At 46.5% G+C, this 22,488-nt stretch carries 19 protein-coding genes and 1 tRNA gene; 10 read left to right on the top strand and 10 right to left on the bottom strand.

Features of this window, described 5'->3' with window-relative positions:
• The first annotated feature begins 156 nt into the window (after positions 1–156).
• From CSH92_RS10610 to CSH92_RS10595, 4 genes are read left to right on the top strand one after another with little or no spacing between them, the layout of a single operon-like run.
• A complete protein-coding gene (locus tag CSH92_RS10610; protein ID WP_100657618.1) occupies positions 157–2,694 on the top strand; it encodes an efflux RND transporter permease subunit in 2,538 nt (845 codons plus the stop codon).
• A 15-nt stretch (positions 2,695–2,709) separates the two neighbouring features.
• Positions 2,710–3,495, top strand: coding sequence for an outer membrane lipoprotein-sorting protein (locus CSH92_RS10605; protein WP_100657617.1), 786 nt, complete (start codon positions 2,710–2,712; stop codon positions 3,493–3,495).
• The gene (locus CSH92_RS10600; RefSeq protein ID WP_100657616.1) at positions 3,495–4,808 is read left to right on the top strand and encodes a hypothetical protein; all 1,314 of its coding nucleotides are present in this window, start codon (positions 3,495–3,497) and stop codon (positions 4,806–4,808) included. Before CSH92_RS10605 ends, CSH92_RS10600 begins: the two co-directional genes overlap by 1 nt.
• 15 nt (positions 4,809–4,823) lie before the next feature.
• Positions 4,824–5,039 carry a YgaP family membrane protein gene (locus CSH92_RS10595; protein ID WP_100657615.1) on the top strand — a complete coding sequence of 72 codons (216 nt, stop codon included), beginning with the start codon at positions 4,824–4,826 and terminating at the stop codon, positions 5,037–5,039.
• A 36-nt stretch (positions 5,040–5,075) separates the two neighbouring features.
• Here the strand turns inward: CSH92_RS10595 and CSH92_RS10590 are convergent, their stop codons facing one another.
• Positions 5,076–6,371, bottom strand: a complete 1,296-nt coding sequence (locus CSH92_RS10590) for a sigma-54 interaction domain-containing protein (protein WP_240612788.1) — start codon at positions 6,369–6,371, stop codon at positions 5,076–5,078.
• A gap of 174 nt (positions 6,372–6,545) precedes the next feature.
• On the opposite strand from CSH92_RS10590, the gene CSH92_RS10585 reads away from it, so the two are divergent.
• Positions 6,546–7,625: a carbohydrate porin gene (locus CSH92_RS10585; protein ID WP_164084717.1), complete on the top strand. Its 1,080-nt coding sequence runs from the start codon at positions 6,546–6,548 to the stop codon at positions 7,623–7,625.
• Positions 7,626–7,709: 84 nt separating this feature from the next.
• Here CSH92_RS10585 and CSH92_RS10580 read toward each other — a convergent pair whose 3' ends face one another.
• Genes CSH92_RS10580 through CSH92_RS10555 form a run of 6 tightly spaced genes read right to left on the bottom strand, consistent with a single transcriptional unit; the run spans position 7,710 to position 13,539 of the window.
• Positions 7,710–8,093: a Na+/H+ antiporter subunit G gene (locus tag CSH92_RS10580; RefSeq protein WP_100657613.1), complete on the bottom strand. Its 384-nt coding sequence runs from the start codon at positions 8,091–8,093 to the stop codon at positions 7,710–7,712.
• A gap of 8 nt (positions 8,094–8,101) precedes the next feature.
• The gene (locus CSH92_RS10575) at positions 8,102–8,371 is read right to left on the bottom strand and encodes a K+/H+ antiporter subunit F (protein ID WP_100657612.1); all 270 of its coding nucleotides are present in this window, start codon (positions 8,369–8,371) and stop codon (positions 8,102–8,104) included.
• The gene (locus CSH92_RS10570; protein WP_338063736.1) at positions 8,365–8,868 is read right to left on the bottom strand and encodes a Na+/H+ antiporter subunit E; all 504 of its coding nucleotides are present in this window, start codon (positions 8,866–8,868) and stop codon (positions 8,365–8,367) included. The genes CSH92_RS10575 and CSH92_RS10570 overlap by 7 nt, the downstream gene beginning before the upstream one ends.
• Positions 8,865–10,388, bottom strand: coding sequence for a monovalent cation/H+ antiporter subunit D (locus CSH92_RS10565; protein WP_100657611.1), 1,524 nt, complete (start codon positions 10,386–10,388; stop codon positions 8,865–8,867). Before CSH92_RS10565 ends, CSH92_RS10570 begins: the two co-directional genes overlap by 4 nt.
• Positions 10,385–10,750 (bottom strand): Na+/H+ antiporter subunit C, encoded by a 366-nt coding sequence (locus CSH92_RS10560; protein ID WP_100657610.1) that lies wholly within the window; start codon positions 10,748–10,750, stop codon positions 10,385–10,387. The genes CSH92_RS10565 and CSH92_RS10560 overlap by 4 nt, the downstream gene beginning before the upstream one ends.
• A complete protein-coding gene (locus CSH92_RS10555) occupies positions 10,750–13,539 on the bottom strand; it encodes a monovalent cation/H+ antiporter subunit A (RefSeq protein ID WP_205662162.1) in 2,790 nt (929 codons plus the stop codon). The genes CSH92_RS10560 and CSH92_RS10555 overlap by 1 nt, the downstream gene beginning before the upstream one ends.
• 301 nt (positions 13,540–13,840) lie before the next feature.
• Here CSH92_RS10555 and CSH92_RS10550 point away from each other — a divergent pair, with 301 nt between their 5' ends.
• Both CSH92_RS10550 and CSH92_RS10545 read left to right on the top strand, forming a co-directional pair.
• On the top strand, positions 13,841–14,203 hold the full coding sequence (locus CSH92_RS10550; RefSeq protein WP_100657608.1) for a TMEM175 family protein: 363 nt from the start codon (positions 13,841–13,843) through the stop codon (positions 14,201–14,203).
• 7 nt (positions 14,204–14,210) lie between these two features.
• The gene (locus tag CSH92_RS10545) at positions 14,211–14,567 is read left to right on the top strand and encodes a hypothetical protein (protein ID WP_124916947.1); all 357 of its coding nucleotides are present in this window, start codon (positions 14,211–14,213) and stop codon (positions 14,565–14,567) included.
• Positions 14,568–14,732: 165 nt separating this feature from the next.
• On the opposite strand, the gene CSH92_RS10540 is transcribed toward CSH92_RS10545, so the two are convergent.
• A tRNA-Arg gene (locus tag CSH92_RS10540) sits at positions 14,733–14,809 on the bottom strand.
• A 247-nt stretch (positions 14,810–15,056) separates the two neighbouring features.
• Between CSH92_RS10540 and CSH92_RS10535 the strand changes: the two genes are divergently transcribed.
• Both CSH92_RS10535 and CSH92_RS10530 read left to right on the top strand, forming a co-directional pair.
• Positions 15,057–15,458: a c-type cytochrome gene (locus CSH92_RS10535; RefSeq protein WP_338063735.1), complete on the top strand. Its 402-nt coding sequence runs from the start codon at positions 15,057–15,059 to the stop codon at positions 15,456–15,458.
• A 64-nt stretch (positions 15,459–15,522) separates the two neighbouring features.
• On the top strand, positions 15,523–18,117 hold the full coding sequence (locus tag CSH92_RS10530) for a sensor domain-containing diguanylate cyclase (RefSeq protein ID WP_100657606.1): 2,595 nt from the start codon (positions 15,523–15,525) through the stop codon (positions 18,115–18,117).
• Between the two features lie 5 nt (positions 18,118–18,122).
• Here the strand turns inward: CSH92_RS10530 and rep are convergent, their stop codons facing one another.
• Entirely contained in the window at positions 18,123–20,135 is a 2,013-nt protein-coding gene (rep, locus tag CSH92_RS10525; protein ID WP_100657605.1) for a DNA helicase Rep, read from the bottom strand.
• A gap of 136 nt (positions 20,136–20,271) precedes the next feature.
• Between rep and ubiK the strand changes: the two genes are divergently transcribed.
• Positions 20,272–20,523: a ubiquinone biosynthesis accessory factor UbiK gene (ubiK, locus tag CSH92_RS10520; RefSeq protein WP_100657604.1), complete on the top strand. Its 252-nt coding sequence runs from the start codon at positions 20,272–20,274 to the stop codon at positions 20,521–20,523.
• A gap of 7 nt (positions 20,524–20,530) precedes the next feature.
• On the opposite strand, the gene CSH92_RS10515 is transcribed toward ubiK, so the two are convergent.
• Positions 20,531–22,471, bottom strand: coding sequence for a methyl-accepting chemotaxis protein (locus CSH92_RS10515; protein ID WP_100657603.1), 1,941 nt, complete (start codon positions 22,469–22,471; stop codon positions 20,531–20,533).
• Positions 22,472–22,488 lie beyond the last annotated feature (17 nt).

The raw sequence follows: 22,488 nt of genomic DNA, 5'->3' as shown, positions 1-22,488 counted from the left end.
GCAAACGTCAGCAGGCGCTTAATAAACTTAACGCCATTCAGCGCAACCTAATGCAAAGGGAAGTCTATCTGCACTTGTATCATGCATGAAATTGGTTAGGTACTGGCACACTTCTTGTACTATTGTTGCAAGAGTTGTTTATTTTTGGCGTTTTACATGCAATCTATCGCACAAAAGTTAGTCCATTTTTGTCTTACTAGACCCAAGTCTGTGTACTGGGTTTTAGCCATTTTGGCGCTGGTTTTTACCGCTCAAATGCCGCGCATCCAAATCGATACCGACCCTGAAAACATGCTGGATGCAGAGCATCCGGCGCGAGTCTTTCACAATCAAGTAAAGACCGAATTTGCAATGCATGATGCGATTGTTGTTGGGGTGGTAAATAGCGATGATCCAGAAGGGGTCTTTACCCCAGCGGCATTGACTGACATTTTTGACATTACAGAGTCAATAATGTCAATCGAAGGTGTGATCAGCGCCGATTTGATGTCGATTTCTACCGTCGACAACATCACTCAATCAGCCCCCGGCACCATTCGCTTTGAATGGATGATGCCCAAACCACCAGCCACCCAAACTGAAGCCAGTAAAATTCAAGCAGCATTAGCACGCCTTCCTCTATTGCAAGACACTCTAGCCTCGCAAAATGGCAAAGCAGCCGCGATTTATGTGCCCATAGAAGACAAAAATCAAAGCTATCGAATTGCCGAGCAAATTCGATCGGAAATCGACCAATTGTCGGGCAATGCAAATTGGTATATCACCGGCCTGCCGGTAGCTGAGGATCAGTTTGGTGTTGAAATGTTTGTACAAATGGGTATCTCTGCGCCACTCGCCGGGTTAACTATCTTTATCTTGCTGTTCATCTTCTTTCGCAACATACCTTTGATTATCGCACCAATGATTGTCGCTATGGCGACCGTCTTGATCACGATGGGTGCACTTATCGGCATGGGATTCACTGTGCATATCATGTCTTCCATGATTGCCATCTTTTTAATGCCGATTGCAGTGGTAGACTCCGTGCATATTTTGTCGGAATTTAGCGACCGCTATCTACCTGGCAAAGACTTAAACGCTACTATCGAAGAGGTGGTTGGACACTTATTTACCCCAATGCTATATACGTCAGTAACGTCGTCGGTTGGCTTTTACTCGTTAATGTTAACCCCTATCCCGCCAGTGCAAATCTTTGGTGCTTTTGTCGGTTCGGGCATTTTGCTCGCGTTTCTGATCACCATCGTGTTTATGCCTGCTTATCTTTCACGCATGAATGAGACTTCCTTAGCTAAGTTGCAAGCGGTTATGCATGAACAACACGGCGGCAGCAAAATTGCGGTGGCAGCAAAGTCCCTTGGCCACATCGCAATGCAATACCGCGCATTGTTATTATTCAGCTTCGCAGCAATATTTGCAGTGTCAGTTTGGGGTATCAGTCAGATCCAAATCAACGACAATCCTGTGCGTTGGTTTAAGCAGGATCATGAAATTCGGGTGGCCGACAAAGTATTAAACGAGAATTTTGCCGGCACTTATGATGCTTATATCGTGTTGGAAAGCACCGATACTCTGCCGCCATTAGCTGAGTTTTTGGGCGCCGACGTACCTAGCGACCTCACAGCATGGGTTGATGAGCGTTTACAAGCCTTGGCTGGCTCGCCGCTCAGCGAACAATACCAACAGCTGATTATCGATATCGACGACCGGTTATTTGGCGATAACTCGGACGCAGCGGTTAGCTATTTAGAGAATAAGTTAAGCGCTGCAGAACAAGCACTCAGTGCGTCTAAGGCCTTTCAATCGCCTGAGTTACTGCACTATGTTGCCAATTTGCAAGCCCACTTAGCCGAAACCGGTTTAGTCGGTAAATCTAATTCTCTCGCCGATGTGACTAAGGTGGTAAATCGTGAGTTGCGCTCCGGTGAAGCCAACGACTATGAAATTCCTGACTCACCACAGGCCGTGGCGCAGACATTGCTACAGTATCAATCGTCACATCGACCCGATGATTTGTGGCACTTTGTTACGCCTGATTTTAGCAGCACGCTAATCTGGTTACAGCTTACGTCGGGTGATAACCAAGACATGACAGAAGTGATCACTGTGGTAGACAACTATGTCGCGCAACATCCGTTACCCCAAGGATTATCATTAGGCTGGGCCGGAAAAGCTTATCTTAACGTTGTCTGGCAGGAGAATATGGTGGCGGGCATGCTCGATAGCCTGATCAGTGCTTTTGTGATCGTGTTTATTATGATGATCGTGCTATTCCGCTCATTCGTGTTTGGCGTACTCGCGATGTTACCATTAACGATTACAATCTCATTCATTTATGGGCTGATTGGCATTATCGGTAAAGATTACGACATGCCCATTGCAGTGCTCTCAGCATTGACGCTTGGACTCTCGGTTGACTTTGCGATCCACTTTTTGGAGCGCGCACGCGAAACCTATGCGCAAACTAAAGATATTAAACAAACCTTTGTATTGATGTTTGGCGAATCAGCGACCGCGATCTCGCGCAACGCACTGGTGATTGCATTAGGTTTTACCCCGTTGCTGTTCGCGCCGTTGGTTCCTTATATTACGGTTGGAATTTTCTTAGCCAGCATCATGGCAATTTCAGCTTTGGTTACCTTGTTAGTTTTGCCGGCAGTAATGACGTTGGCCAAACGCATAGTTTTTAACGCCTAGTTGTTTGGAGGTTTTATGATCCGCACATTACTCACTGTTGCAGCATTCTCCGTCACGGGAGTTGGGCATGCTGAGGTCGAAGTTAATAGTCTGGTACAGACCGCAGAAAAGGCGGCTTACTACGCCGGTGAAGATGGTCGCTCGGATGCACGCATGATGATTGTCGACGCGCAAGGTCGCAAACAGATGCGTCAGTTCACGATCTTACGCCGTGATGTTAGTGACAACGGTGATCAGCAAATGATGGTGTTTTTCTCACGGCCTGCTGATGTAAAAGATACGGTGTTCCGGGTAGAAAAACACACAGACGCAAATACTGATGATGATCGTTGGTTGTACCTACCGGCATTAGACTTGGTGAAGCGTATTTCCGCTGGCGATAAACGAACGTCGTTTGTCGGCTCCCACTTTTATTATGAGGATGTCTCTGGCCGCGCGATCAGTGAAGACCAGTTTGAATTAGTGGCAGAAACAGAGGCCCAGTATCAACTTAAGGCAACACCGAAAGCCCCTGATAGTGTCGAGTTCGCCTATTACCTTGTCAGCATCGATAAAGCCACAAACTTACCGGTATTAATCGATTTCTTCAAAGCTGGAGATGATAACTACCGCCGCGTCGAAGCCGTGCAAATTGAAGATGTGCAGGGATTTCCAACGGTAGTACGCAGTAAAGTCAGTGATCTAAAAAGTGGTGGCTACACCCTCATGGAGTTTCGTAACATCCGCTACGATATCGGTTTAGGCGATGATGTGTTTACTGAGCGTAGTCTGCGTAACCCGCCACGGGAGTGGTTAAATTAATGCAACCTAAAGTACTCGCTGGCATTGTTGCCCTGCTGCTGCACAGCGCTACGGTTACTGCACAGCAAGAAGATGAGTGGAGCAGTGATGAATGGGGTATGGGCGAGTGGCAAGAAGACGCCTCAACTCCTTACCGTTTCTCAGGATTCATTGAGGGAGCAATTGGCGCACGTTTATCGTCTGACTCGGCGTTAAATGAAGACCTGACGCTTGCTGATCTACGTGGTCAGTTAAGCTTTGACTACGATTTTACTGCTTCGCGCTTTAACCTGACCATTGATGGTTACTATGACGGCGTGCTTGAGCAGTGGAAAGCACAAGTAAGGGAAGCAGCATGGCAGGGTAATTTATCCAGTCTCGGCCCTTGGGGTAAGCACTTTGATCTTAAGATTGGTCAACAAGTGCTAACCTGGGGCACCGGTGATTACCTATTCTTAAATGACTTATTCCCCAAAGATTTCCAATCATTTTTTGCCGGTCGTGATGATAGTTATTTAAAAGCGCCGTCATTGTCTGCGCGTCTTTCGGGCTTTTTCGAACTCGCCAATATTGATATTGCACTTACGCCTGAATTTACGTCAGATAACTATATCAATGGCGATTATTTTTCCTTCTTTTCACCTCAGCTGGGCCAAAATATTGCTCCCGGATTCAGCGTCGAGTCTGCGCTTGAACCCAATGGTGCGGAGCTCGCAGTACGAATTTACAAAACGATTGGGCAAACTGAGTATGCGCTGTACGGCTACAATGGTTACTACAAGTCGCCGAACAGTTTTACTGCCGAGGGTTTACCGTACTTTTCCGCCTTAGACGTTTATGGCGCAAGTGCCATCACACCACTCGCCGGCGGTTTATTCAACGCTGAGTTTGCCTACTATGATTCGAAGGATGACAGTGACGGCGCAAACCCGCTGATTGCCAATAGTCAAACGCGCTACTTAGTTGGCTATGAGCAAGAATTAATCAAGAATTTAACCGGTAGTGTACAATGGTATTTGGAGCGCACGGCGGATTACGACAACCTAATTGCCTACTCAATAGCACCAGAATATGAGCCTAATCGAAGTCGCATCGTGCTCACACAACGCTTAACCTATAGGGCCCTGCAGCAAACCTTAACGTTGGGGCTATTTAATTTTTATTCAACGTCAGACAGCGACGGTTATGCCAAGCTAACCGCCGATTACAGTCCAACTGACAAGTGGCGAGTTTCTGCTGGCCTAAACCTCTTTTATGGTGACGAAGCACACACCTTTTTCAATCAATTTTCCGATGCGAGCAACGTTTATCTGCGTTATCGCTATTACTATTAGCTATAAGGAGTCGTTATGTCTGCTGAACGCGCGTTAACTGCATTTGCTGGATTCATGGTGCTGCTTTCGGTAGCCCTTACCGTTTGGGTGCACCCTAATTTTGTGTGGTTTACGGTATTTATTGGCGCCAATCTTTTCCAACAAAGCTTTACTGGCTTTTGCCCTGCCACTATCGTGCTGCGTAAAGTCTTTGGCTTCAAAACCGAACAAGAGTTAGCACTCGATAAATAATCCTCATTTCGTCGTCACGACCGCTTGGGTCGTGACCTACTCATATTTAAGCCCATACTTCTGCAATTTCCGATACAAGGTTCTAGTACTCACCCCTAAACGTTCAGCCAATTCATTGATAGGCATGTCTTGTCGCGCACAAATTGCGGTCAAATACTCGGCCTCAGCTTCTTCCAGTGACAGCAAAGCAGCATTAGTGTTACCAGAAGGTTTAATACTAACAGGCGCGATGAGTATATCTTCAGGATTGATAATATCTTCATTCGCCATAAGCGCAGAACGCTCAACCAAATTACGCAGTTCACGGATATTCCCCGGGAACTCGTAGCGACTAATTTTTTCTAATGCTGGCTCGCTGAATCGCTTATGTTTTGAATCGGACACACTGAGAAAGTGGCGTGCCAATGCAGGGATATCTGGCTGGCGTTCACGTAAAGAAGGTAGATCAATTGGGAAACCCGCGATACGGTAATACAGATCTTGCCTAAACTCGCCTTTCTCAACCATTTGCAGTAAGTTTTTGTGGCTGGCACAGATCAAACGAAAATCTGCTTTACGTTGCTTGGTGCTACCAACAGGTCGGTAGCACTGGGTTTCTAACAACCGCAGCAGTTTGACTTGCATGCTAAGTGGAACATCCGCAATTTCATCAAAAAACACCGTACCACCTTGGGCGACTTCAATGAGGCCTTTTTTAGTATGCGTGGCGCCCGTGAAAGCCCCTTTTTCATGTCCAAACAACTCAGACTCAAACAGGTTTTCATTTAACCCGGTACATTCAATCACCACAAACGGCCGCTCAGCCCGCAAACTCGAGTCATGTAAGGCTTTAGCCACCAATTCTTTACCGGTTCCCGTTTCGCCATGTAAAAGTACAGCGATTTCTGACTTTGCGGCACGATTGATCAACGTCAGCATGCGCTTGAATGGCGCAGATGAGCCGATCATCTTATCGGCCTCTGACTCTGCTGCGGCAAAATTGATGCGGTCGAGGATCTCTAAGAAGCCAATGGTCATCCCGTTTTCATCTTTGACTGGCTTCATTAGAATATCGCAATAGGTTTTACCGAGTTCCGTATTGTGAATGTGCACCACGCTACTCGGTTTATTGGTCACTTTGCAGGTTTGGATAGGGCAGTCTTCGCCATGTTTATCGCAGGGCTGTTGATGACCGTGGGAAATTTCAAAACAGTGACTACTGCCAACCAAGACCTCCGTTTCATAGGTATCGCGATACGCTTCATTGACTGCCAGAATAGTGTACTTTGTGTCGATAAAAATTGCGGGGTTATCGATAGCGTTGATCATTGACTGAATGATTGAAGTGTTCATCGATGTTGACTCTAGCGACATATTTGGCGTTTGGGGTGTCAAATATGACATATCTGCAGTCAAAAAGAATCCCCATATACCCCACTTATGTCGTGTACCACTAGCTTTCGTGACAATAGTCGCCTGCCTTCATATACTTTAGCGTGCACTCAATCCATGGGGATTACGAATCGAATGACGTACCGCTTTTCAGAATACGAAAGTCTTGGTCATAAGCGCACACTACTTTTCTTGGTTTGCATGTTTTTCTCATCTCACCCTGTTTTAGCGAATGAGATTTCTGCTTCCGTCATCTATGACCATAGTCAAATTCTAAACAGCAACAATGACCAACAGTCGATTGATAGAGCGCTTTTCGTATTGGCGTATGAGCGACAAATTACACGCAAAACAAAACTGCATATTGAGGCACAAGCATTTCGTGGCGACAATGGCGCAGAAATCGTTGGCGATTTACAGGTGTTTTCAAACATTGATGAAAGCGACTTTTCGCGGCTATATGAAGTTTGGATTGAATCGCTATTTCTTGATGATTCGCTACGAGTTAAAGTTGGAAAGATAGACGCCAATACAGAATTTGCTTTTGCTGATTCGGCCAGTGAGTTTATCAACTCGTCGATGGGTTTTAGCCCTACCATCGCATTTCTACCGACTTATCCTACTCCCACCCTAGGGGCGCTAGCCTCTGTTAAGACTGGCCAAGCAAACCAGTTAGTATTCGGAGCGTTTAGCGATGAATCGCAAGAGTTTGAAAATGTATTTTCCATCGTAGAATACCAACTGAATCGTTTATCTTGGCAGGTTAAATTTGGCCTTTGGTCTTATTCTGGCGATGTAACCTCCGTAGACAGCCAAACTATCGAATCCAGTACTGAAGGCGCTTACGCCACCGTTGAAAACGATTTGGCTTGGCCCGTTTTTAACGTCCAGTCGGCACGATGGTTTTTTCAGTTAGGCTTAAGTGATGGCGACTATAGTGAGATAGAAATGCACTACGGCGCTGGCGTTATGCTGCAAGGATTCGGTGCACGCACATTAGACAGCGCGGGAATAGGCGTTACACACATTACTACATCAAATCTGCGCGGTTCTGAGTTACCCAGCTCAGAAACAAGTATCGAGTTTTTTTACCGCTACACACTCAACGATTATTTAGCGCTAAAACCTAATATTCAATACATACGTTCTCCTGCAGCAATAGCCGAGGGAAAAAACACGTGGGTAGCGACGTTACGTGCTGAATTATCATGGTAATAGCGGCTCCTTTGCTTTACCACGCGTTAAAGTAGGAATTAGGGTATTAAATCACTTTCCCTTTATTTGCTGAGTCAGATGTAATCAATCTTCTACTTTTTCTTCCGGTGACCTGGGCGCTTTTTGCTCTCGCGCAGTTAGAACATGATGTGGGTTTTTGGTGCGGTCCATCGTACCGACTTGTAGGTGCATTGCGGCCTTAGCCAAAATGTGCGCGGTAACTGGCGCAGTGATAACTAAGAAAAGCGTGATCAATAACTCCTTAATACTCACGTAGCCTTGGGTAAACGCCATGTACACCAGGGAGCCTAACAAGATCCCCCCAAGGCCCAACGTCGTTGCCTTGGTTGGTGCATGCAAACGCACGTATAAATCCTGCAAACGCAACAAACCAATCGAGCCGACCAACACAAATAGGCCACCCAATAGTAAAAGAATCGAAATTATTAGCTCAGCAGTAAAACTCATTCGGTGTCCTATTCGATAATATCGCCGCGTAATAAATATTTGCCAAATGCAACACTGCTGACAAAGCCGAGCATGGCTATCAACAGTGCTGCTTCAAAGTACAAGGCGGTACGGTTGTATATTCCATACAATAAAATCAATGCAATGCTATTAATGTACATCGTATCTAAGGCGAGAATACGATCGACAATGTGCGGCCCAATCAGTAACCGCCACAGGTTTAATACCAATGCAACACAGAGCATAATCGCAACGATGATAACGGTTATATCTAACATCCGAATATCTCCTTCACACGCGCTTCATAACGCTGTTTGATAAAGTCGATGACTTCTTGTTCGTTCTCGGGCATGTTCAATACATGTACATACAGCCACTTCCGGTCACTGGAAATATCACAGCTGACCGTACCCGGCGTCATGGTGACCGTGCTAGCGAGTATCGTCACTGGAAAAACGTCAGGTAATTCTAATGGTACCGCGACAAAACCAGGTTTTATTTTACGCATTGGACCAAGAACCAAGACCGCAACTTCAAGATTGGCAACCACTATGTCTTTTAACACTAATAATACATAGCTGATGACCTTCAGTGGTTTCTTGATGGCCGGTTGCGGTACGCGCAGCGGTTCGCACAAAAGCGGAATAGCGACTGCTAAGGCAGCACCAAGCAGCCAATGCCCAGGGCTCATACTGGAGTTGATCATCAGCCACACCACCAGCAACATAATGCTATGCAACGGCATGGGTAATAGCTTAGCTAAACTCTGCATCATAAACCTCCCCGCAAATTCATGACATCAAGTAGGCCATTAATATCGTGCAATTGTGCAGCAGCGGCCTGAGAGTACTGAATTATGCTGTCGCCAAAGATAACTAGCACTGGAGACGCAATTAGTAGCATAACTGTTGCCCCGACCTGCCATACTGACGCACCATCTTCTTCGCTGGGCTCACTATGTGGCGCATAGCGCCAAAACAAAGTGGTGCCGGCACGCGAAAAGGCCACAATAGTAACCAAACTGGAAATCAGAATAATCGACCAAACCCAAAGCCGCTCATTGCCATCGGTAACTGACTGCAAGATCAATACCTTGCCAAGAAAGCCCGAAAATGGAGGTAAACCCGCAACCGTTAATGCAGCAACAAAGAAAACTACGCCGAGCAGGGTTTGCTGATTCAACTTGCGCGCAATGACGAACCGATCAAACGCTTTCCCACGCTGCTCGCCGATCATGTCAGCAATTAAAAATAAGGCCCCGGTAATTAGCGTACTGTGTACCAAATAAAACAATCCAGCAGCGGTTGCTTCAGGCGTTCTAAGCGCGAAAGCCACGAGTAATGTACCCACCGATACAATCACTAGATTCCCGGCCAACATCCGTAGACTCGGGCTCGCCAATGCACCAATGGTACCGACAACAATAGAGCTGAGTGCCAACCCCCAAACCCATGGTTCGACCATGTGCGCGAGTTCGCCGGCTTGCTCACCAAAAATAACGGTGTAAACCCGGAATATGCAGTACACACCAACTTTAGTCATGATGGCAAATAGTGCCGCTACTGGCGCGCTGGCAGCCTCATAAGTACTGGGCAAATAAAAATGCAGTGGCAACATAGCAGCCTTAAGGCCAAACACCACCAGCAATAAACTCCCACCGACTTGGGCAATAATTGCCTGACTATCGCTCAGTTGAGCGACACGTTGTGACATATCGGCAATGTTCAAGGTGCCCGTGGCGCCGTACAGCGTCCCTAAAGCGATCAGAAACAGGCTCGAACCAATCAAATTTAGAATGACATAATGCACACTCGCCGCGGTTTTCATTTTACCGCCACCGTGGATCAACAGCGTGTATGAAGCAATCAGTAAAACTTCAAAGAAAACAAACAGATTAAATAAGTCATTGGTTAAAAACGCGCCTGCGATACCAAGCAACTGAAATTGCAATAAAGGGTGAAAATACTTACCTTCCCGATCGGTTCCTGCACAGGCGTAAAGCACAGCGCCAAGTCCCAGAAAACTAGTCAATCCCACTAGCATGGCAGATAACAAATCAGCGTATAAAATAATTCCAAACGGGGGTTGCCAGTCACCAACCGCATACATGATCCCACCGTCGCGCATCACGGTGGTTATCAGCCATCCAGCGCATACCACTTGCATGACAGAAAGCAGGATAGAGGCCGCACGCCGAAGCCGATATCTTTCACTACCAACGAAGGGCGGGAGCAACATAAGGACTCCCCCAACCAATGGTATTAAAATGGGTAATATTGGCAAATGCACCATCATAGCTTGCTCCTGACGGGCTTAACACGCTTGTAGGTGTCAGGCGGTTCGCGACCATCAACCAAATCATTCCCCAAATCGGCTCGTGCCCGCATCGATAAGATAACCACAAACGCAATCATGGCAAACCCAATCACTATAGCGGTCAATACAAGTGCTTGCGGTAATGGGTCAGCATACTTTTCAGCCTTACCTAAAATAGCAGCGCCATCCAAATTCAAACGTCCGCTGGAAAACAAAAAAAGATTTACCGAATAAGACAGCATGGTGAGGCCCACAACGACTGAAAACGTCCGCCCTCGCAAACATAAGAACACACCGCAAAAGGTGATAACACCTACACACACTACGTATAAAGTTTCCATTATTCCTCCGCAGTCGGTCGATGAACCGATGTCAACTTACCCAAATTCGCCAAAATGAGTAAGGTGGCACCTACCACTGTTAAATACACACCCAAATCGAATATTAAAGCGCTGGCGAGTTCAATTTCGCCAATAACTGGAATATCAAAGTAATCAAACCACGTCGTCATGAAGGGCCGTCCGAAGAACCAACTGCCAATCCCTGTGAGTGCGGCAATTAGCACGCCCCAGGCAATGAGCGCTTGATAATCTACTTTCAAGCGCGGCTTGATCCAATCTACCCCATGAGCAATATACTGTTGGATGAGTGCAACCGAGGTGATCAAGCCCGCAATAAAGCCACCACCAGGCATGTTGTGCCCACGCAAGAAAATATAAAATGACACTAACAAGGCAAGCGGTAGCAAGCTCTGCGAAATCATGATTAGGATGGGTGGGTGGCTATCTTCTGACCAAGGGATCCCTTTGTCATTGGCGCTTGTCATGGACAAGCGGATACCTGCCAGCAGCTTAAATATGCCAAAGGCCGCAATGCCCAGCACTAAAATTTCACCTAAAGTATCAAGCCCACGAAAGTCCACCAAAATAACATTCACTGCGTTAGTACCACCGCCACCAGTCTTACTGTTGGCTAAGTAGAAATCCGAAATGCTATCCAGTGGCTGGGTTATAAATGCATAATTAACTGTGGCGACAATGCCACCAACCGCAGCAGCAATGCCGAGATCTCGCACCACGCGCGAGGGGGCTGACTCAGTAGCTGTTTTTTGCGGCAAAAAGTAGAGTGCCAGCATGAGCAATATGACAGTAACAACTTCTACTGCCAACTGGGTTAGCGCAAGATCTGGCGCAGAGAAGCGCGCGAATGCTACCGAAACAATCAGACCAACTACTGATAATGAAATCAGCGCGAGCATCCGCTTGCGGTGGAATATTACCGTTGCCACAGCGCTAACGCATAAGATAATCCCAGCAATAATTTCAGCAAAGCTAACCGGTTGATCTGGCAGATGTGATGCTGCTACATCAAGATTGATCAAGGGTAGCGCAGTAATTATCACTGTGAAAACTAGCAATAAAGCAACATAGCGCTGCAGAGAGCCGTTGCTGAGCTTGTTGTGAACGGCATCAGCGTAGCTAACCAGCGTTTGAATAACCCCTTCAAATACCAGCTTTTCATCGGATTCTTTGAACTGACCTTGAAAACGGTAGAGCTGATTTCGGTAAGCGTAAATCACGACACCACCGCCAATAGCAATTACACTCATGAGTAGCGGTAGGTTGAACCCATGCCAAATCGCTAAACTGTAAGTGGGAAGTTCGCCAACAACCACAGAGCGTGCAGCGGCATCCAGAAAGTCTCCCACCATGAAACCTGGAAATATTCCCACAAGCAAGCACAGCGCAACTAATATCTCGACTGGGATTTTCATGTAGCGCGGTGGCTCATGCGGGGTCTTAGGCAAATCAATTGGATCGCCATTAAAAAAGACGTCATGCACAAAACGTAACGAGTACGCTACAGCAAAAATGCCAGCTAATGTTGCCAGAACCGGGATCATCCATGATAAAAAGCCCAACGCCTCTTGATGCAGCGATTCGGCAAAAAACATCTCTTTAGAAAGGAATCCGTTGAACAAAGGAACGCCCGCCATTGACGCAGCAGCAACCATCGCTAAGGTCGCTGTGTAAGGCATAAAACGCCACAAACCGTTCAACTTGCGCATATCTCGGGTACCGGATTCATGGTCAATGATACCGGCCGCCATAAATAAAGAGGCCTTAAAAACTGCGTGATTCATAATATGGAATAGCGCCGCAACAGTGGCAAGCTGCGTGTCCATACCCAAAAGCAATACTATCAACCCTAGATGACTCACTGTTGAATAAGCTAAGAGCCCCTTTAGGTCGTGTTTGAATAGCGCAACATAAGCACCTAGCACTAGGGTGATTAAACCGGCCAAGGTTACAATCAGGAACCACATATCCGTTCCTGACAACACTGGGAAAAAGCGCGCTAACAAGAAGATGCCGGCTTTTACCATGGTCGCGGAATGCAAGTAAGCACTTACTGGTGTTGGCGCAGCCATAGCGTGTGGTAGCCAGAAATGGAATGGGAATTGAGCCGACTTGGTGAACGCTCCAAGCAACACCAGTACCAGAATAACCGGATACAGCGCGCTGTCTCTGATCACGTCACCACTGGCCAACACGGTACCCAAGTCGTAACTGCCAACTACATCAGCGATCAACAATAATCCGGCCAACAAGGCCAAACCACCTGCACCAGTTACAGTAAGCGCCATGCGCGCACCTTTACGCGATTCAGTTTTGTGACCCCAAAAACTGATCAATAAAAATGAACTGATGCTGGTCACTTCCCATGCCATCCACAGCTGTAAAATGTTATTTGCCAGTACAATGGATAACATGGCCGTCATGAACAGCATTAAATAAGCAAAAAAGCGACCTGCCGCTTCTTGCGCAGATAAGTAATAGCGCGCATAGAGAATAATCAGTAAGCCAATGCCCAGGATCAGCAAAGCAAACATCAGCGCCAAACCGTCTAGCCGCATCGAAAGCACTAACCCTGCACTCGGGATCCACTCAATATGCTCTGTCACCACTTCACCAGCTAATACTGTCGGGACCAAACTGATGATATAGACAAGCGCAATAGCTGGCGCAAACATCGTAAATAGTGTATTTGCATTACGCCCAAAACGCTCAGTCACGATAGGCACTAGCACACCAATTAGCATGATCACGGATACCCAAAATAAGCTCATGATTTGACGGCGCTCCTAAATTCAATGAAGGCGAATACAAGTCCCCAGAAAGTAACACAAATTTAAAATTTTTGGGGTAATAATTGCGACATTTGGTACGGTTTTTAGCGACTAGCGGATCTGGTTTTTTCGAACAATTGTCACACATTGGTAAGGAAAACAAGGTGTGAGATTGCCTCAACACCAATAAGGAGGCAAAAATGCAAGCCACTGATATGTTTATGTCTGCTGACGTGATATCACATTGACGATCGCAGCTACGCTGAACAAAATAGCTTACGCCTTAACGTTGAGGATCCCAATGTCTGAGCCAACGAGAACGAAAAAGCAGCCAACGTTTCGCAATCGCGGTGAGAGCATGGATAGATTGGAAACGTTTGTAGCTGCAGCATTTGCATTCGCGGTTACAATGCTCGTCATCTCAGTTGATGATGTCCCGAGTAACTATGCGCAATTTGTGTATGCGGTCAAACTCATCCCATCCTTTGCTGCAAGCTTTGCGGTTATCGTTTGGATATGGGCGAGCCATGCTAACTGGTGTCGACGCTATGGATTAGAAGACGGACCCGCTATCATAATGAGCGCGACCTTAGTATTTTTGGTGCTGGTTTACATATATCCATTGCGCGCGATGATGCAGGTATTTTTTTGCTGCGGCCAGTAATGGGTACTTGCCATACGAAATGGCCTATGAAGAATTTGAACACATACGCTTTATGTTTATGTTTTACGCGGCAGGTTTCTTCTTCTTGGCTCTGAACTTTGTTGGCTTATACGCTTACGCATATGCCAAACGTGATGTATGCGAGCTGACTAAAACTGAAACTTTTCTTACCCAATCGGATGTTCAATCCTGGTGGTTGGCTTCACTCATTGCCCTACTTTCATTTATTCTCGCATTGACCTTACCCAATCATCTGATTGGCTGGTCTGGTTACAGCTATTTCTTACTCTTTGTAGTATTAAGTGGGCATGGGTATTGGCGAAAGAGGGTGTGGATGAAACGCGACTCTTCATCTGCTCTGTAGGTAGGTATGGCGCACCCGATAGGATTACTCCGGGCATCCTGCCCTTCGCCCTAGCAGGCCATCGCTACGCGATGTTCAAATTTGCTCCCGACAAATTTGTCGAACCAGACTCTCATCCACGGGATACAATATACAAAAAAACCAGCAAAAGCTGGTTTGTTTATATGGCGCACCCGATAGGATTCGAACCTATGACCTTTGCCTCCGGAGGGCAACGCTCTATCCAGCTGAGCTACGGGTGCTCTTTACACGGCCTGGCGTGAAGAGGCGCCAATAATACGTTGCAAATATTAATGCTTCAACCGGTTTATCACTCTGAAAGTACGATTAAAACCGAAATACAGACGTTTGCGTAATATCATCAATGTTAACGGTTGTCCCGATTGAAATTACCGCTATAATCGGGAGTCTGCAAAATTGTGACAATAGGTTTTTTGAAACTGCTTTGACGCAATAAATCGCGAAATTAACGAACGGCTGGAGTCTGTTGTGAAAGTAAAAGTTTTAGTAGGTTTGTCAGCATTATTGTTCAGTGCGCTAACACTCAATGCTCAGGAAATGAAAGACGAAGAAATTGCTGAGCGCATCAAGCCTTATGGTTCTGTCCATGTAGCAGGTGCAGAGGCTGCGGGAGCAGCTGCGGCAGGCCCCCGTTCGGGTCAAGATATTTACAATCAAGCATGCGTTGCTTGTCACGGTTCTGGTGTGTTAGGAGCCCCTAAACTGCAAGTTGCTGCTGACTGGCAACCGCGATTGGATGAAAAGGGTTATGACACGGTTTGGGAAAACGCTATTAACGGTATCAATGCTATGCCGCCAATGGGAACCTGTGGTGACTGCTCTAACGACGATATTAAAGCTGCAATCGACTACATGATCGAAGGCATCTAGTCTATTTTGGCCGCCTCTAGGCGGCCACACTTGCCATCCTACTCAACGTTGCACGAGAGAGAGAATGACAGCTGATCTATCAAAAAGCGACCTGTCAGAAGAAGAGTTACGCGAACTCATTCCTCAACTGCAGCAGTTGACCGAGCAATACAAACGCGCAGAGCGCGTACAAAAAGCATTGTTTGATATCTCAGAACTTTCCAGTTCGGTCAGTGACTTACAAAACCTTTATCGCTCAATCCATGACATTGTTGGCGATTTTATGAACGCCGATAACTTCTTCGTGGCTTTTTATGAACGCGAAGAAAAAATTATCGACTTCGTTTATTTTGTGGATGAGTTTGACGAGCAAACGGTAAAGCAGATCCCCGCAGAACAATTGATGGATGGGATCACCGGTCACATATTACGCAGTGGCGAACATGTCGTATTTGGCAAGGAAAACGCCGAAGAAGTATTAGGCGCCAAGGGCATTAAAATCATGGGCTCGGTGCCGTCAGATTTTATCGGCGTGCCACTGAAACGCGGCTCTCAGGTAATTGGTGCCATGGTGGTGCAAACCTATGACGATAGCCTGCGCTACTCGAATGATGATTTAGAAGTTCTACTCTTCGTATCGCAACACATTGTTACCACAGTAGACCGTGTAAAAAGTCGAGAAATGACCGAGCGCACGATCCGTGAACGGACCAAACAGTTACGCCAAATCAACGATGACCTGCAAGAGGAAATACTGGAGCGGCAGAAAGTTGAGTCATTGCAGCAAGCCTTGTTTGAGATATCCGAGGTTGCTGCGAATTTAGACGATGATATGCAATCATTCTATTCCCAATTGCACAGTATTGTTTCGCGCTTGATTAGCGCACCAAACTGTTATGTTGCAATCTTGGATGAAGAAAAAGAGCACCTAAATTTTCCCTATTTCAGCGATGAAAAAGACAATGCTCCCGAAAAACGCCCCTTGGGCTACGGATTAACCGAGTTTGTCTTGCGCAGTGGGCAAGCCGAAATGATCAATCCATCACGGGTTGTGCAGTTGGTTGAAAGCGGCGAATTGGATGTCAGCGTTGCGCAAAACATGCTGACCAGCTCTAACTCATGGCTGGGTTCGCCGTTGGTGGTTGATGGTGAGATTTCTGGCGTTATCGCAGTACAAACCTATGGCAAGCAAAATAAATACACCAGTAAAGACCTCGAACTACTGCGCTATGTCTCGCATCATATTGCAGTGGCAATGGAGCGTAAAAGGCAATCTGAAGCAATCCAGCAATACACATTAAAGCTAAGTGAACGGGTTGAAGCGCGTACCAAAGAGCTGAATCGTGCCAATGAAATCCTTAAAAACCAAATCGAACAGCGGAAAGAGATCGAGCTGCGTTTGATCCACGATGCACATCACGATGGCTTAACCGACTTACCTAATCGCACCATGTTTAATAGTCGTTTAGAGCTAGCGGTTGCGAACAAAAAACGCCATCCGGAAAACAATTTTGCGGTGTTGTTTATTGATTTGGACCGCTTTAAAGTGATTAACGATACGTTGGGTCATCATGCGGGTGACCAATTTCTGATTGAAGTCGCCAGACGCATCAACACTTGCATTCGTGGCCATGACCTTCTAGCCCGCTTGGGTGGCGACGAGTTTGTTATCCTGCTTGATAATTTCGATGATATTCATGACGTTGAGGAAGTTGCTGGGAGAGTCATTGACTCGATAGCTGAACCCTTCGTGCTGGAAGGAAAGGAGATGTATTCCGGTGCAAGTATTGGTATAGCTCACTTAGATATTACCTACCAGAAAGCGGAAGAAGTGCTACGTGATGCAGACGCCGCGATGTATCAAGCCAAGCAGCAAGGGCGCGGACGTTTCATTACCTTCGATAAAAGTATGCGCGAGCGCTTGTTGGAAGAGCTTGAGCTAGAGAATGAATTTCGCCGAGCGTTGCGTGATGCTGAATTTCAGTGCTTTATCCAGCCCACGGTTTCCTTAGCTGATGGTGAGCCGGTGTATTATGAATGTTACGTACGCTGGGAGCATCCGACGCTGGGTAAAGTAAAGCGCGAACAATTTTGGCAGATAGCAGAGCAATCAGGCCTCACCCTTGAACTCGACAACTATATGCTGAAATACGCGTGCGCAAAGATAAAACATTGGGAAACACAAGAAGGTAAAGACAAAGACTCTAAAATCGCCATTAATATGTCGATCAATCACGTTGTACAAGGCAACCTGGTCAATCGCATTTTAGAGCAGATCAAACAAGCCGGCATTTCACCGAAAAAATTGGTGTTTGAATTTGACGAAAATGATTTGAATCGTCGCTCGCAATTTATATTACCGGCAATTAAAAAGCTACGTCGCGCCGGAATTTCGTTAGTGCTCGACAATTTTGGTAGCGGGTTAGCGTCGTTGAGCTATTTGTTTTCCTATCCATTTGATTACATCAAAGTGGATCATCGCTTTGTCCGCTCATTAACTCGTTCACAACGCAATCAGAAACTCATTCAGTCAATCATGCTGATCAGTGAACATCTGCGTTTCCATGTAATTGCTGATGGGATTGATAACCAGGGGCAGTTAGACGTATTGCATGAGCTAGGTTGCGTGTATGGGCAAGGAAAGCTATTAGCTCCAACCATGCTATTGCAAGACGCCTAATATATTCACTTATTTAATAAATTGCGTAAATTAGCAATACTGGCCTCGCCTTCTTTCTGGCGCTCTTCTGCCGTTTTCTGCTTCTTCTTGAACTCCCAATCTAAATCATCTTGAGGTAGCTCGTATAAGAAACGGCTGGGGTCGGGGTTTATGACCTCGCCAAATTGACGACGCTCACGAGCGATGCTGAAGACCAACGTTTGTTGCGCTCGAGTGATCCCCACATAGGCAAGACGTCGCTCTTCCTCAATATTGTCTTCATCAATACTACTTTGATGGGGCAACAATCCTTCTTCCATACCCACCATAAATACATGCGGAAATTCCAACCCTTTTGACGCATGCAGGGTCATTAACTGAACCTGATCGGCATCGCCTTCCTCTTCACCACGTTCCATCATGTCGCGCAGGATAAATCGATTCACGGCTTCCTGTAAGGTCATTGGCGGCTCCAACTCAGAGCCGTTGAGCATGTCTTTCAACCATTTATACAGAGTACTGATATTGGCCATTGCCATTTCTGCAGCTTTAGGACTAACGCTGTGCTCGTACAGCCATTCTTCATAGCCCATAGATTTGATCATTTCGCCGATTGTGGCGACTGTGTCACCTCGTGTTGCATTGTCTGCAAGCTCTACCATCCATCGCGAGAAGCGTTCAACAGCGTTCAAACTGGCACCACTGATATGCTGTGATAAATCTGGATGACAGCAAGCAGCGAACAATGAAATATGATGCTGATTAGCAAGGTTTCCCACTTTTTCGAGTGTGGCTCTACCAATCCCGCGTGTTGGCAAATTTACGATCCGTAAAAATGCGTTGTCATCATCAACATTTACTAGCAAACGCAGATACGCCATCATGTCTTTGATTTCTGCGCGTCCAAAAAACGACATGCCACCACTTATTTTATAGGGGATCCGGTTACTCATCAGTAGCTTTTCAAACACCCTTGATTGATGATTGCCGCGATATAAGATGGCGTAGTCTTTGTACTCAGTAGCCTGCATGAATTTATGCGCCATCAATTCGGCAACCACCCGCTCAGCCTCATGCTCTTCATTCTTGGCGATGATAATGCGCAGTGGTTCACCATAACCTAGCTCTGAATACAGTTTCTTCTCAAACACATGGGGATTATTTTGGATCAAGATGTTAGCGCTGTGCAGGATGCGCCCTGAAGACCGGTAGTTTTGCTCTAGCTTGATAACCTTGAGGTTAGGAAAATGCTCTTGTAACAACACCAAGTTCTGTGGCCGCGCACCACGCCAAGAATAAATCGACTGGTCGTCGTCGCCAACCACCGTAAACCGTGCTCTATCGCCGACTAATAACCGGACTAATTCATATTGGCTGGTGTTGGTGTCTTGGTATTCGTCTACTAATAAATAACGGATGCGGATTTGCCATTTCTGCCGCACCTCTGCATTGCTACGCAACAGTAGGGTGGGGAGCAAAATCAGATCATCAAAATCTAACGCGTTGTAGGCGCGCAAGTGATTTTGATATTGCTGGTAGTAAGCGGCAAATTGCTTTTCTGCTGGCGAACTCGCCCGAGCACTTAACGCTTCGGGAAGTAACAAATCGTTTTTCCAGTTACTAATGCAACTTTGCAGCAATTTCAGCTGGTCTTTATCGCCGTCAAACTCAGCTTCGGTTAGGTCTTTTAACAGCGCAATGCTGTCTTTATCATCAAACAGCGAAAAGCCTGCTTTAAGCCCCAATTGCGACACATGCTTCTTGATGATGGTTAATCCTAACGTGTGAAAGGTCGACACCATCAGTCCGCGTGCTTCCTTTTTGCCCAACGTTTGAGCTACACGCTCTTTCATCTCACGCGCCGCTTTGTTGGTAAATGTAACTGCAGCTATGTGCCGCGCAGGCATTTCACACTCGCGAACTAAGTGCGCTATTTTATTTGTGATAACTCGCGTTTTACCACTACCCGCACCGGCTAGCACCAAGCAAGGGCCTGAAATATAGGTCACAGCAGACTGTTGAGCAGGGTTTAGTTGCATGTGCGGTAGCGCGTCGCTTATTCGCCAAAAGGGCAGGCATTTTACATGAATTTATCCTTTGGGTAGAACTCTATCGTTGCATCCTTATGTCAGTCACTTAAACTAACGTCAATAAAGATAAAGCAGAGACATAACCATGCTGGACCCCAAAAAACTTGAAGATATTGCCAAACAAATCTCAGACGCAGTCCCACCTGGCGTGAAAAGCATGGCAGAAGGTGCCGAAGCGCGGATAAAACAGGTGCTGCAGAGTCAACTGTCTAAACTAGATCTTGTGACGCGCGAAGAATTTGATGTACAAACTCAGGTTTTAATCCGCACGCGTGAAAAGCTGGAAGCGTTGGAAGCACGCGTTGCTGCGCTTGAAGCATTAAAACTGCAAGACTAAGCATAGTCTAAGGGGCAGAGTGATGCCCCTTTTGTAAACTTGCCAACTCTTGCTCTAAGATCGCAACCACACGTAAAAGTTGCTTTGCTGATTGCTCAGTGCTATCTGCTCCGTGCTTCGCGTCTTTGCTGATAGCAGCAATGCCATCCACTTGCTCGGCGACTGCGTGAGTTACACTGCGTTGCTGTGAGGCTGATGCTGAAATTTCGGTATTCATCTGATTGATAGACTCAATCATTTGACTGATCCTATCCAAAGACTCACCTACAACCGTTGCTTCATTAACACTCAAATTCATCTGCTCGCGACTTTGCTCCATGCTCGCATGCGTCTCGCTGGTGGCCTCTTGTAAACGGCTGATAATATCGTGGATTTGATTGGTTTGCGCCTGAGTTCGCTGCGCTAGCGTACGCACTTCATCTGCAACGACGGCAAAGCCTCTCCCTTGCTCTCCGGCGCGCGCAGCCTCAATGGCAGCATTCAAGGCCAACAAATTAGTTTGCTCGGCAATCTCATTGATAGCGCTAGATACTTGGCCAATGTCTTTACTATCTTCAACTAAGCGATTGAGGGCGGATTGAGAACGCGCTGATTCTGCTTGCATTTGGGTCATGACCGTTTGCAATTGCGACAATAACTGCAAACTCTCACTGACTTGCTGTTTCGCTGAAACCGTAGATTCTGATGCAGTCTCTGAGTTCTGATCAACTCGGGTAGCAACATCAGTCAGCTCCGCCATAGATTTAGCTATTTGTGCGGTACCTGCCTGTTGTTGATGCACACCAGTGATTGTCTGTGCCGTTACAGTTTGCAGATTTTCAGCGGAATGACTCAAGGTACTAGCAGCATCGCTGAGTCGCGCAACTAATTGTTCTAGACCCGCAGTCATGGAGTTTAGATCTTCTGCAATAGCGCGCATCTCATCCTTGGTAGACACTTTGACTCGCGTCGATAAATCTCCACCCGCAATACTGTGTACCGCACTCACTACTCGTGACACGGTGTCTGTTACCGATACATACATACCGATAAACAAAAAAACCGCGAGCAAGACAGCCACGACGGCAACCGCTATGACTAATCGATTTTTGAAATTTTTATCGTCGATACGTAGCTCCAGCATCAATGCAAGAGTCGGTAAACTTTGACGCAAAAAGTCGACTAAAGCATCACTGGTTTGCAGACTTAAGCGAAGTAATTGTTGCGACGACATTTGGATACTGTCAGGCTCAAGAATTTGCTGGCTGATTAGCTGGTTATACTCTCGCAACGTTTGCTCTAACGAACGCCATGATGAAAGTAACGCCTTTTCTGCTTTTGCATCTTCTTCCAAAGCCACTGTGACAGAACGACTTAAGTGGTCAATCAACAGCGGCAGCTTTTGATTTGCATTCGAAAGTGCAATGTAGGTGTCTGGGGTGAAGCTGCCTTCATCCAATACGTTTTTGGCAGTACTTGCAACGGATACTAATTGCTCTTGTAACGCAGGAACATTATTTACGATAGCTGTGACCAGATAACGGCTGGCAAGGGCAGGGTCTAACTCCAAATTAGTTCGGTCTGCGACCGTCTGGATCAGTTGGTTTAACCTTACGAAAGAAACCCCTTCATTTGCACTGTATGACTCAAGCGCTTTGGCAATGGCTTCAGCACGTCGCTCAGACAAGTTCCCTAATGACAACTGCAAAGATGTGGTGTGGCTTTGGCCCCGCATGATTGCGCTTGCAAGGGATTGCTGTTCAGTTACGATTTGCTCGAGTAAACGTACACCTTCTTTTTCAGTTTCACTCGAGGATATGCGCTCCGAGTACTCGGCTTGTAGTAGCACCAGGCTTAACACCAAAGGCAGCAGAAAAATAACGCTTACCAATACAAACTTACTGGAGAAATTTAAGCTAGACATCAGCCCTTGCGCGGGTTTACTTAGATGGTGCATCAGTCTAACCATAGTGAATACCTGTCAGT

This window comes from Neoalteromonas flava (genome assembly GCF_002807685.1).
Classification (GTDB): Bacteria; Pseudomonadota; Gammaproteobacteria; order Enterobacterales; family Alteromonadaceae; genus Alteromonas_E; species Alteromonas_E flava.
This window is presented reverse-complemented; position numbering and strand designations above follow the sequence as displayed.